The organism is Klebsiella sp. Ech2A (genome assembly GCF_030078455.1).
GTDB lineage: Bacteria > Pseudomonadota > Gammaproteobacteria > Enterobacterales > Enterobacteriaceae > Klebsiella > Klebsiella terrigena.
Genome location: NZ_JAQGFU010000037.1, coordinates 1 through 11,814, shown reverse-complemented (window position 1 = coordinate 11,814; position 11,814 = coordinate 1). Strand labels below are relative to the sequence as shown.

The following is an 11,814-nucleotide window of genomic DNA, read 5'->3' as shown; positions in this document are numbered from 1 at the left end:
GATCTAAATGCGAAAGCTGCCGGGTGCTAGCGAAACTGGAACCAGGTCGTTTTGAGGCTGGTGAATTTGTCAAAGGCGTGCAGCGACAGGTCGCGGCCAAAGCCAGACTGCTTATTGCCGCCAAACGGCACGCTGACGTCCAGCGCGTCGACGGTATTCACCGAGACGGTCCCGGCGTTAAGCATTCCGGCAACGCGATGGGCGCGGTGGAGATCGTCGGTCCACACCGAGGCGGCGAGGGCGTAAATGTGCTGATTGGCCAGAGTGACGGCCTGCTGCTCGTCGTCAAAAGGCATAACGGCAAGCACCAGGCCGAAAATCTCCTCCTGCCACAGGGAGGAGGCGGTATCCGCGGCTTCAATCAGCGTCGGTTCCACGTAGTTGGCGACGCCGTCGATCTCAATCTCGCGACCGCCGATGAGGACGCGGGCACCGGCGCGCTCGGCGGTGCGGATGGCGCTCATCACCTTTTGCGCATGCGCCGCGCTGACCATGGCGCCCATTTTGGCTGCGGGCTCAAAGGGATGAGAGGGTGCCCACACCTGCATTTTTTCCTGCAGCTTCGCGATAAATTCGGCGTAAATTGTCCGCTCGACCAGCAGGCGAGAGTTAGCCGAGCAGACCTCGCCCTGGTTGAAGCAGATGCCGAAAGCCGCTTTTTCGGCGGCCAGATCGAGATCCTGACAGTCGGCGAAGACGATATTGGCGCTTTTGCCGCCGCACTCCAGCCAGACCTGCTTGAGGTTGGACTGCGCGGAGTAGGCCATAAAGGCTTTGCCGACGGCGGTAGAGCCGGTGAAGGTGATGGTATCGACGTCGTTATGCAGGCCTAAGGCGCTGCCGGCTTCGGTCCCCAGGCCGGTGACGACGTTCAGCACGCCCGCCGGGAGGCCCGCCTCAAGCGCCAGCTCCGCCAGACGCAGCGCCGAAAACGGCGAGTTCTCCGAAGGCTTGAGGATCACGCTATTACCGGCCGCCAGCGCCGGGCCGAGCTTCCACGAGGCGAGGTCGAGCGGGAAGTTCCACGGCACGATGGCCGCCACGACGCCAATCGCTTCGCGGGTGATGGTGGCCAGCGAGCCTTTCCTGGCGGGGGCCACCTCGTCGTAAATCTTATCCACGCTTTCGGCGTACCACGAGAAAACGTGCGCTGCGCCGGGAACGTCGACGTTTAGCGCATCGTTGACCGGTTTACCCATGCTGACGCTCTCCAGCAGCGCCAGCTCTTCTCGATGTTCGAGGATCAGCCCCGACAGCCGCAGCAGAACGGCCTTGCGTTCCTGCGCGGAGAGCCCTGACCAGATGCCTGAGTCAAAGGCCTTACGGGAGGACCGGACGGCGATAGCAATATCTTCTGCCTGAAGCGCGGTGACCTCGGCGAGCAACGCGTTGGACGCAGGGTTGATAACCGGGAAAACGCGGCGGCTTTGGGCGACGTAGGGCTGGCCATCGACGATGGCATGGCTGATAAAGCGCTGCTCCTGCAGCCTGCTGTGCCAAAAGTTTCTGTCGGTCATAAGCCTCTCCGTTATCGTGTTGCGTAATTGTTATTTATTTGTTGCCGTTAATTCATGATGCCGGAGGGGGGAGAAGTGAGAAAGGACTAAAAATCTAGGTAACCTCCATAAAAAACTTTGTTAGCCTGGCAGGGCGCCGCCGGCGCGCGGATCCTGCCGATGACGCGTTGTGTGATATGGTTCAAAATAATTCACCATTTGTGATTTTAATGTCATGTAATTAAATAGCTTTTATTTTTATCGCCGGTTTTTGCCGATCGATGGTTAGGCTATTCGTGACCATATTTAATGTTCTTAGATTAGGCCATAAGAAACTAAAAAAATATATCCGGCCTTTTTTAGCCGCCGCCATAAAGCCGCCGCCCCGTGACGGCGCCGTCGTTTTCTTTACGCCTGCATGTTAATTTTCTGTAAAAACCTGACCGATGTCGGATTGTTGATCTTTATTTGTCGGCGGGGTTGCGCCCGAGGGGGAGCATCGTTTAATCCTATTCAGCTCATCTCTTTGCCAACAAAAAATAAGGTATCGCATGCCCCATTTCACCCTGAAACAGCTCAAATACTTTGTTGCCGTTGTCGAAGCGGAGAGCATTGCCGAAGCCTCCCGGCAGCTCCATATCGCGCAGCCCTCTATCTCCATCGCGGTGAAAACCCTGGAAGATATGTTTGAGCAGCAGTTTTTTATTCGCCACCATGCGCAGGGGGTCTCCATGACCTCCAGCGGGCAGCGCTTCTATGAGAAAGCGAAGGAGCTGCTCCGACTCTCGTACCAGTTCGAGCAAAACTCGAGGGCGGATAATGAGCTGGTGTCGGGGATTGTTTCTATCGGCTGTTTCGAGACCGCGGCGCCGCTCTACCTGCCGTCGCTGATCGCCGGGTTTAAGACCATTTATCCGGATATCACCATTAAAATTTACGATGGCGAGCAGCATGAAATTGCCCACGGCCTGCACCGCGGTCGCTTTGACCTGGCGTTTATGTACGATCTCGAGCTGGATGTCTCGATTCAGACCGAGAGCCTGAACGCGCCGCAAAAGCCCTACGCGCTGCTGCCGGCAAACCACCCGCTGGCGCAGCGGGCGTCGGTCAAGCTGTCGGAGCTGAGCCACCTGCCGATGGTGCTGCTGGATGTTGTCCCCAGCCGTAACTATTTCATCAGTATTTTCAAAGATAAAGGCTACAACCCTCAGGTGGCCTACAGTTCGCCGTCGATTGAGATGGTGCGCTGCATGGTCGGCCAGGGACTGGGCTTTTCGGTTCTGGTGACCCGCCCGGTTTCCGATATCACCTACGACGGGCAGCAGGTGCGCTGCGTCGAGATTCAGGATGAGATGGCCAACTCGACGCTGGTGATGGCTCATCTGCGCAGCAGCGAGCCCACTAACCCCGCCAAACTGTTTATGGAATATTGCCGCAACGCGGTGCTCAGCCCGCCGGAGCAGGCGGCGCGGGTGGCCTGACCGGAGTTTTATTCAGCTCAGCGGCCTGCGCCCGTGCGGGCCTTTTTATATTTGGCGGCATATTTTCTGAATATAAAAAAACGATACTCTGCATATATTTTTTATATCCTCGCAGGCTGCCTCTCGCCGCACCGATAAATAAGCGATAAGCACAAAATTATCCGGCGAATATTTTATGCTAAAATCCGCTTTACCTTTTAGATTCAAGGTGCTGCACTCTGCATCACTATTTTATTCTCAGGTTCTAAATTTATAATAATTTACCTGTTTGTTACTGTTTATTAACCTCGGTCCTGCGCAGTGGTTTATTCCTGGCGATTGAACTCCATTCGAAGGACACATTTATGACCGTAGAAAAAACACAAATTGATACGCTGATTGTTGGCGGGGGTCAGGCCGGTATTGCCATGAGTGAGCATCTGACCCAGCTGGGGATCTCGCATCTGGTTATCGAGAAAAACCGTATCGCGGAGGCCTGGCGTACCGGGCGCTGGGATTCGCTGGTGGCGAACGGCCCGGCGTGGCACGACCGCTTTCCGGGAATGGAGTTTAAAGGCGGCCAGCCGGATAGCTTTATTCCTAAGGACGATGTGGCGCAGTACTTTGAAGATTACGTCAGGAAATTCTCCCTGCCGGTGCGTACCGGCGTGGAGGTAAAAAGCGCGGTTCGCAACAGCGGACGTCCCGGATTTACCGTGGAAACCACGGATGGGGTGATCGAAGCGCAGCGCATCGTTGCCGCGACCGGGCCGTTCCAGAAGCCGGTCATTCCGCCGATTGCGCCGAAAGAGGGCGACATTCATCAGATCCATTCCGCCAAATACTACAACCCTGAGCAGCTGCCCGCCGGCGCGGTGCTGGTGGTTGGCGCCGGCTCCTCCGGCGTGCAGATTGCCGATGAGCTCCAGCGCGCGGGCCGCGAGGTCTATCTCTCCGTCGGCGCCCACGACCGGCCGCCGCGCGCCTACCGCAACCGGGATTTCTGCTGGTGGCTGGGGGTGCTGGGCCTGTGGGATGCCCCCGCCAGCGAGCCGGGGAAAGAGCACGTCACCATCGCGGTGAGCGGCGCCCACGGCGGGCGGACGGTGGATTTTCGCGAGCTGGCGCAGCGCGGCATCACCCTCGTCGGGCTGACGAAGGCGTTTGAATCCGGCGTCGCCACCTTCCAGCCGGACCTGGGCGACAACATCCGCCGCGGCGATGAAAACTACCTCTCGCTGCTGGACGCCGCTGACGCCTACGTTGCGGCCAACGGCCTCGATTTGCCGCCGGAGCCCGCGGCGCGCGAATTCTTAGCCGACCCGGCGTGCATGACGTCGCCGATCCTCTCTCTGGACCTGGCGCAGGCCGGCGTGACGAGCATCATCTGGGCGACCGGCTACGCCGTCGATTACGGCTGGCTCAACGTTAACGCCTTTAACGCGCAGAATCGCCCTCAGCACCAGCGCGGCGTCTCCAGCGAACCGGGGGTCTATTTCCTCGGCCTGCCGTGGCTGTCGCGTCGGGGTTCGACCTTTATCTGGGGCGTTTGGCATGATGCGAAGCACATTGCCGACCATATCGCGACCCAGCGGAAATACAGCCAGTACCGGGATGCCGGTCAGCGCTGAACTGTAGCTCTTAATCAGGATAAAAATGATGCCGACACATACCCGTATTCGCATGTTTAACACCAAAGAGACCTATCCCAATCAGACCCTGGACAACGATTTGTGCCAGGCCGTACGCGCCGGTAACACCGTCTACGTGCGCGGCCAGGTGGGCACGGATTTTGAAGGCAATCTGGTGGGGCTGGGCGACCCGCAGGCTCAGGCCGAGCAGGCGATGAAAAACGTCAAGCAGCTGCTGGAAGAGGCCGGAAGCGACCTTTCGCATATTGTGAAAACCACCACCTATATTATCGACCCGCGCTATCGTGAGCCGGTCTATCAGGAAGTTGGCAAGTGGCTGAAGGGCGTGTTTCCCATCTCCACCGGGCTGGTTATCTCAGGCCTGGCGCAGCCGCAGTGGCTGATGGAAATTGACGTGATCGCCGTAATCCCCGATGGCTATGTGAAATAAGGAGCCGCCATGACGTTTTCTATCGCGGCATTCTGCCCGGAAACCGGGCAGTTTGGCATCGCCATAAGCTCCTCCAGTATTGCCGTCGGCGCTCGCTGCCCGTGGCTGCTGGCGGGAGTCGGCGCGGTATCCAGCCAGAACATTACCCTGCCTGCCCTCGGTCAGCTGACGCTCTCCCAGCTGGAGCAGGGGCTGGCGCCGGAAAAGGCGCTGCGTAAGGCGCTGGCGGAGGATGATTTCAGCCGCTATCGGCAGATTATCGCCATCAACGCCAGCGGCGAAACGGCCTCGTTTAGCGGCGATAAAACTCTCGGCATCTATCACGTTGCCGAAGGGGTAAACTGTATCGCCGGCGGCAATATGCTCGCCAGCAGCGCGGTGGTTGAGGCGATGGTTGCCGAATTCCAGCAGGCCGAAGGGGAGATGGCGACGCGCCTGCTGGCCGCTCTCCAGGCGGGTCTGGCCCTCGGCGGCGAGGCCGGGCCGGTGCACTCTGCGGCGGTAAAAGTCGTGGATGATTACTCCTGGCCGCTGGTTGACCTGCGGGTTGACTGGCACGAACAGGATCCGATTGGCGAGCTTACCGCGCTGTGGCTGGCGTATGAGCCGCAGATGCAGGCCTATATTACGCGCGCGCTCGACCCGCGGGAGGCCCCCAGTTACGGAGTACCGGGTGATGAATAGCGACCTGAAACGGATCCTCGCGACGCTGCTGGCATTCGACACCACCAGCCGCGAATCGAATCTGCAGCTGATTAACTATATCGATGAGTATCTCCGCGGCTATGGCATTGCCACGCGGCTTTTCTTTGATGAGGGAGGCAAAAAAGCCAACCTCTACGCCCGCTTTGGCCCCGAGGGGCCGGGAGGCGTGATGCTCTCGGGCCATACCGACGTGGTTCCGGTTGACGGGCAGCGCTGGACGGTGCCTCCGTTTGAACTCACCCTGCGCGACGACCTCTGCTACGGCCGCGGCAGCACCGATATGAAAGGCTTTATCGCCTGCGTGCTGGCCGCCGTTCCCGACTTTCTCTCCCAACCTTTACGCATGCCGCTGCATCTGGCCTTTTCCTACGATGAGGAGGTCGGCTGCCTTGGCGTACGCAGCCTGGTGGACCATCTTAAAGCCTCAAAGGACAAGCCGGCGCTGTGCATTATCGGCGAGCCCACGGAGATGCGTCCGGTCTACGGCCATAAGGGCAAGCTGGCCATGCGCTGTACGGTGCAGGGCAAGGCCTGCCATTCGGCCTACGCGCCCAGCGGCGTCAACGCCATCGAGTATGCGGCAAAGCTGATTACCCGCTTAGGTACGCTCGGCGAAACGCTGGCGCAGACCCGTGATAGCCGCTTTGACCCGCCTTACAGCACGCTGCAGGTTGGGGTGATTCACGGCGGGGCGGCGCTCAATATCGTGCCGGAAAGCTGCCAGTTTGATTTTGAAATTCGCCATCTGCCGGACGTCTCGCTCGAGCCGACCCTCGCCGAGCTGCACGGCTACGCCGCAGGCGAGCTGCTGACGTCGATGCGGGCGGTGGCGCCGCAGGCGGATATTACCTTTAGCCCGCTCAGCCGCTATCCGGGCCTGCTCAGCGACCCGCAGTCGGAGTTTGCCGGCTGGCTGGCGCAGTGGGCGCAAAGCGAGGCGTTTTCCACCGTGGCCTTCGGTACCGAGGGCGGCCTGTTCGATGAGGCGGGCGTAGCCACGCTGATCTGCGGGCCCGGAAGTATGGATCAAGGGCATAAGGCGGATGAGTTTATTGCCCTCGCTCAGCTGGAGAAGTGCCTGACGATGCTGGGTAATCTGCGCCGCTGGATGATGCTGTCTTAACGTTTCCGCGCCTGGGCTCAGGCGCGTTTTTTCCCCTCTAACGCTCCGCTTATTTTCATCCCCGCCCTGCACCCTGTTCTGCCGCCGTATACGGATAAAAAAAACTCCGGATGGTTTATCCGGAGTCAGCAAAACGTACTGAATATACCCGCTATACCTCAAGCTGCCGCCTTCCTGGCGCTCAGGTTATTTAGGGTCTTAAAAGCGAAGCGCTAAACTTTCTCTTTCACCAGGCTGATACTCTTCACCGTTTTTGCTTTAGAGAGAGCGTAATAGACCGGTGAAACCACCAGCAGACCAATAATCCATGATAAATCAGCCCCGCCAAATGCGGTTGCAATCGGGCCGGTATAAATCGCCGTCGACATAAACGGCACCTCAACTAATATCCCCAACAAATAGCAGAAGATGGCGGTAGCATTAAAGTAGCCATATATTCCGCCGTCGCGCTTAAAGAAGGATTCGACATCATATTCGCCGTGCGCAACCAGGTAATAATCCACCAGGTTAATTGCCGTCCACGGCACCAGGACATACAGCAGGACGGTAATAAAGTTGGTATAGATTAACAGGAAGTTTTCCTGGCCGTAGATCGCCAGCGCTATTTCAAGGAGCATGGTGAGGATAGCGGTAATTATCCTTGCGCGGGCCATCGGCGACCAGCCGTCAATAAAGGTCTGGCCCAGGGTCAGCGTACAGAGCACGCCGCAGTACAGCATCATCGAGTTTGTGGCGGCAATCCCCAGCGCCAGCACCACGATAACCACCGCGCCGAAGCCGCCGGTGAGGTCAATAATGCCCTGAATAATATCATCATTGCCAATACTGGTTGCCACCAGCACTCCGAGAACCATCGGCAGATAAGAGCCTAAGATGCAGCCAAAGTAGCTGGCGTAAAAGACGCTTTTGTCGTTGGTGCTGTAAGGCATATAGCGCGAGTAGTCAGAGACATAGGGCGCGTAGGCCAGCTGCCACAGCGCGGCAATCGAGACCGCGCCGAGGAACCCAACCTTGTTGAAACCGCCGCGATCGAGAAAATCGACCGGCAGCCCGTGGACAAAGACGATCCACAGAAAGGTTGCGGCCAGCACAATCCCGGATATCCACGACATAATTCTGGCGTAGGAGTGGATGATCTTATAGCCAAAAATAGTGGCAAACAGACTCAGGGCGCCGACGATAATAATCCCCACGTCGGAGTTCATCGGCTTATAGATGGCGTGCATGGACTGCCCGCCTAATACCAGGCTGGAGGCGGTAAAGCCGATATACATTAATACGACAATGGACACCACCAGCACCGAACCATAGGAGCCAAACTGGCCCTTGGTTTGCACCATTTGCGGTACGCCGAGCTTTGGACCCTGTGCGGAATGCAGGGCCATAAACAGCCCGCCGACCAGACTACCGATAAACAGCGCAACGACAGACCAGAAAAAAGAGAGATGGAAAATAGTGACCGACATCGCTCCGGTGATAACGGTTAATAGCATGATGTTAGAGCCAAACCAGATGGTAAACAGATCGCCCGGTTTGCCGTGTCGCATATTAAGAGGGATAGGTCTGATGGTATTGCTTTCGAGATTTTCAACGTTGACAGGTTGATGTTTAGTCATGGTGCTCTCTCATCACTGTGGGTCTATACCGTGAATGATTCAGGCAACAGCAGGCCGCTAGCTGAGCGAACGCAGCCAACAACGAAGTCGCCTGAAGCATCATGGGTATAAATCAGCGTTAGATTGATATTCCAATGAGGAGTACAGCTAATCTACTCATCATAACATTTCGTTTGCTATTCTCACAATCTCGTATCATTTTGGAAATTATTAAAAATGTCGAACGTCGATATAAAAAAAGTGCTTTACCCGGGGCCCAGGGCCTGATTGTGGTTAACGGTTGGCCATCTTCCGCTCATTTTTAGACGTTTATGCTGCGCTCCAGCTTGTTTTATATTTAACAATCTGGGCGGCTAATTTAAGGCAGATAATTCTGCGAGCAGGCGGATGCGGCGTGGAATGATTGAGGGTCGGCAATAAAAGCAAAGGCATATTTATTGTAGGGAATATAGCAGCCGCTTTAATTCGCCAGATAATGACGATAAGTCCGAAATATATTTAATCTAATCCGAGATAAATCATGGGATTGCCTGTCGCTGCTGGCAGCGGTCGTCTACGGCGCGTAAATTAAATATGCGAGGTTGTTCACAACAATATTCATTTATTCATAGTGTGCGATGGATCAATATTTAAAACACGCGGCGCCGGCGCTGAGCGGATTAACGGCGAAGAAATAGCCTCTGCAGAGATAAATAATAACCCGCCAGCGCGGCGGGTTATTAGTGACGGGCGAATTATTAATAGCCGACGGTGTATATCCGACCGCTCTGGACTCCCTCCACGCTGCGGCGGTACGCCTGGGCCACCGTCGCAGCCGGGACGCTGATAAAGCCCGGGAAGAACCCGTCATAGGCGGCGGCTGATTCGGTCAGCACCGTGGGGCTGATCAGGTTGATGCGGATCCCGCGCGGCAGCTCGCAGGCAGCGGCGCGGACGAAGCCCTCCAGGCCGGCGTTAACCGTCGTGGCGTTGACGCCCTGGGCGATCGGCTCATGCGCCACGATGCCGCTGATAAGGGTGATGGAGCCGCCGTCGTTCAAATAGTGCTGGCCGGTGAGCGCCAGGCGGATTTGCCCCAGCAGCTTGTCCTGAAGGCCCTGGTTGAAATTGTCGTCGGTCATGGTGGCCAGCGGACCAAAGAACAGGCTTCCGCTCGCCGAGACAATCGCATCAACCCGGCCAATTTTTTCAAACAGCGCCTGGACGCTTTGCTGAGAGGTGATATCAACCTGATGGTCGCCCTGAGACCGACCGACGCGAATGACTTCATGCTGACGACTGAGCTCTGCGGTGACCGCGCGGCCTACGGTACCGCTGGCACCTATAACGACGATTTTCATGGCTGACTCCTGATAAGTTGTGAGCCTCTATTCTTTAATGAAATGGATATCGGATAAACTGGCAAAAAGTTAGATGATTACTAACCTGAGGTTCGCAATATGGATAAGCTGCGCGGAATGGAAACGTTTATCGCCGTCGTGGAGTACGGCAGTTTTACCGAGGCGGCATCGCACCTGGAGATGTCGGCGGTGATGGTGGGCAAATATATTGCCCTCATCGAACGCCGGCTGGCGACGCGCCTGCTTGAGCGCAACACCCGCCGCCAGAGCCTCACCGACGCCGGGCGAGTCTACTATGAAGAGGCGAAACGCGTTCTGGAGCAGGTCTCAATCGCCGAAAGCTCGGTGGAGCGACTGCGGCTGGCGCCCGCAGGGACGCTGCGCATCAGCGCGCCGACCTCATTTGGCGCCTGCGTCATGGCGCCGCTGACCGCCACCTTCTTACAGCAGTGGCCGGACGTGCGCGTGGAGCTCGATCTGACCAACCGGCTGGTCGATCTGGTGGATGAAGGATTCGATCTGGCTGTCCGCATTGGCGATATTCACCAAACCGACCTGGTGGCGAAATATCTCTGCGCCTACCGGATGGTGATTTGCGCCGCCCCTGCCTATCTCAGCCGCCACGGCACGCCGCTCACGCCGGCCGACCTTGCCGGCCATCTCTGCCTCTCGCATACGGTGTGGACCGCGCGCAACGAGTGGAAGCTGCCGGGCGTCACGCAAGAGGTGCGCTGGCGGCGCGATGCGATCCTTCGCTGCAACGACGGCTACGGCCTGCGGATGGCGGCCATCGCCGGAGCCGGCCTGCTGCTGCAGCCGGAAGTGCTGCTGGCGGAGGATCTTGCCAGCGGAAAACTGGTCCGCGTGCTCGAGGCCTATACCCCCGAACCGCGCCCGGTGCATCTGCTCTGGCGTCAGGATCTTCGTCCGTTGCCGAAGCTGACCCGGTTTGTCGAGCACGCGCTGACCGAGGTCGGGCGCCATTTATGAACTATTATTATCTGGTCTGGTCTGATGAACGTTCTTCATAGATCACTTCTGCTAAAAGGAGATTGGTATGAGTTTATTGAGTTTTGTGAAAGAAGCGGGCGAGAAAATCTGGGATGCCGTTTCGGGCGGGGACAAAGAGAGCCAGGCCGATAAGCTGAAAAAGCATATCGATGGGCTTAATCTCCCCGGCGCGGATAAGGTCAGCATCACCGTGGCCGAAGACGGCACCGCGACGGTCACCGGCGACGTCGGCTCGCAGGAAGATAAGGAAAAAATTATGGTGGCGGTGGGTAACGTCACCGGCATTGCCCAGGTCAGCGACAACGTGAGCGTCACGCAGAGCGGCGCCGAGAGCCGCTACTACACCGTGAAATCCGGCGACACGCTGAGCGCTATTTCTAAAACCGTGTACGGCTCGGCGAATGACTATCAGCGGATCTTTGAAGCCAACAAGCCGATGTTAAAGCATCCCGACAAGATCTATCCGGGACAGGTGCTGATTATCCCGAATAAGTAAGGCGGGAAAATCGGCGTTATGCACGCTCTATTGTTACGGAGTCGGTAATGGGACTACTTGATCAAATTGGCGGTATGCTCGGCGGCCAGGCCGGTAAAGCAGAGCAGCTGCAGGCCATCATGGCCTGGATCCAGCAGCAGGGGGGCGTCCAGGGGATCCTCGAAAAATTCCGCAGCGGCGGCCTGGGTGAGATCGTTGAATCCTGGATCGGCCAGCAGGGCAATATTCCGGTCTCCAGTGACCAGGTCACCTCGGTGTTCGGATCGTCCGCGCTGCAGGATCTCGCGGCCAGGCTTGGGATCGACCCGCAGACCGCCTCGTCGCTTATCTCCGAGTATCTGCCGAAAATTGTCGATGGCTTATCTCCGCAGGGCGAAGCGCCTGCGCAGCAGGATCTGCTGTCTGAAGGCATGAACCTGCTTAAAGGCAAGCTGTTCAGCTAAGCGCGATGGCGCGCGGCCGGGGGGCCAAAAGTCAAACCCGCC

11 protein-coding genes are annotated in these 11,814 nt (G+C 57.5%); 8 read left to right on the top strand and 3 right to left on the bottom strand.

The window, feature by feature from the left end:
* Positions 1–26 precede the first annotated feature (26 nt).
* On the bottom strand, positions 27–1,517 hold the full coding sequence (locus PFH44_RS10000; protein ID WP_283824924.1) for an aldehyde dehydrogenase: 1,491 nt from the start codon (positions 1,515–1,517) through the stop codon (positions 27–29).
* Between the two features lie 530 nt (positions 1,518–2,047).
* Between PFH44_RS10000 and PFH44_RS09995 the strand changes: the two genes are divergently transcribed.
* From PFH44_RS09995 to argE, 5 genes are all read left to right on the top strand, one after another.
* Positions 2,048–2,977 carry a LysR family transcriptional regulator gene (locus PFH44_RS09995; RefSeq protein ID WP_041147246.1) on the top strand — a complete coding sequence of 310 codons (930 nt, stop codon included), beginning with the start codon at positions 2,048–2,050 and terminating at the stop codon, positions 2,975–2,977.
* A 344-nt stretch (positions 2,978–3,321) separates the two neighbouring features.
* On the top strand, positions 3,322–4,587 hold the full coding sequence (locus PFH44_RS09990) for a flavin-containing monooxygenase (RefSeq protein ID WP_045856899.1): 1,266 nt from the start codon (positions 3,322–3,324) through the stop codon (positions 4,585–4,587).
* A 28-nt stretch (positions 4,588–4,615) separates the two neighbouring features.
* The gene (locus tag PFH44_RS09985; RefSeq protein ID WP_041147244.1) at positions 4,616–5,038 is read left to right on the top strand and encodes a RidA family protein; all 423 of its coding nucleotides are present in this window, start codon (positions 4,616–4,618) and stop codon (positions 5,036–5,038) included.
* Positions 5,039–5,047: 9 nt separating this feature from the next.
* Complete coding sequence (locus tag PFH44_RS09980; protein ID WP_128877177.1) at positions 5,048–5,722, top strand: DUF1028 domain-containing protein; 675 nt, start codon at positions 5,048–5,050, stop codon at positions 5,720–5,722.
* The gene (gene argE / locus PFH44_RS09975) at positions 5,715–6,866 is read left to right on the top strand and encodes an acetylornithine deacetylase (protein WP_283824931.1); all 1,152 of its coding nucleotides are present in this window, start codon (positions 5,715–5,717) and stop codon (positions 6,864–6,866) included. Before PFH44_RS09980 ends, argE begins: the two co-directional genes overlap by 8 nt.
* Positions 6,867–7,078: 212 nt before the next feature.
* Here argE and PFH44_RS09970 read toward each other — a convergent pair whose 3' ends face one another.
* Together PFH44_RS09970 and PFH44_RS09965 are read right to left on the bottom strand one after the other, a co-directional pair.
* Positions 7,079–8,482, bottom strand: a complete 1,404-nt coding sequence (locus PFH44_RS09970) for a purine-cytosine permease family protein (protein ID WP_045856906.1) — start codon at positions 8,480–8,482, stop codon at positions 7,079–7,081.
* Between the two features lie 737 nt (positions 8,483–9,219).
* A complete protein-coding gene (locus tag PFH44_RS09965) occupies positions 9,220–9,822 on the bottom strand; it encodes a short chain dehydrogenase (protein WP_041147240.1) in 603 nt (200 codons plus the stop codon).
* 99 nt (positions 9,823–9,921) lie between these two features.
* On the opposite strand from PFH44_RS09965, the gene PFH44_RS09960 reads away from it, so the two are divergent.
* The 3 genes from PFH44_RS09960 (at position 9,922) to PFH44_RS09950 (ending at position 11,772) form a co-directional block, all read left to right on the top strand.
* A complete protein-coding gene (locus PFH44_RS09960) occupies positions 9,922–10,812 on the top strand; it encodes a LysR family transcriptional regulator (protein WP_283824923.1) in 891 nt (296 codons plus the stop codon).
* A gap of 67 nt (positions 10,813–10,879) precedes the next feature.
* Positions 10,880–11,329 carry a peptidoglycan-binding protein LysM gene (gene lysM, locus PFH44_RS09955; RefSeq protein ID WP_041147238.1) on the top strand — a complete coding sequence of 150 codons (450 nt, stop codon included), beginning with the start codon at positions 10,880–10,882 and terminating at the stop codon, positions 11,327–11,329.
* 47 nt (positions 11,330–11,376) lie between these two features.
* The gene (locus tag PFH44_RS09950) at positions 11,377–11,772 is read left to right on the top strand and encodes a YidB family protein (protein WP_045856911.1); all 396 of its coding nucleotides are present in this window, start codon (positions 11,377–11,379) and stop codon (positions 11,770–11,772) included.
* The last annotated feature ends 42 nt before the right edge of the window (positions 11,773–11,814 follow it).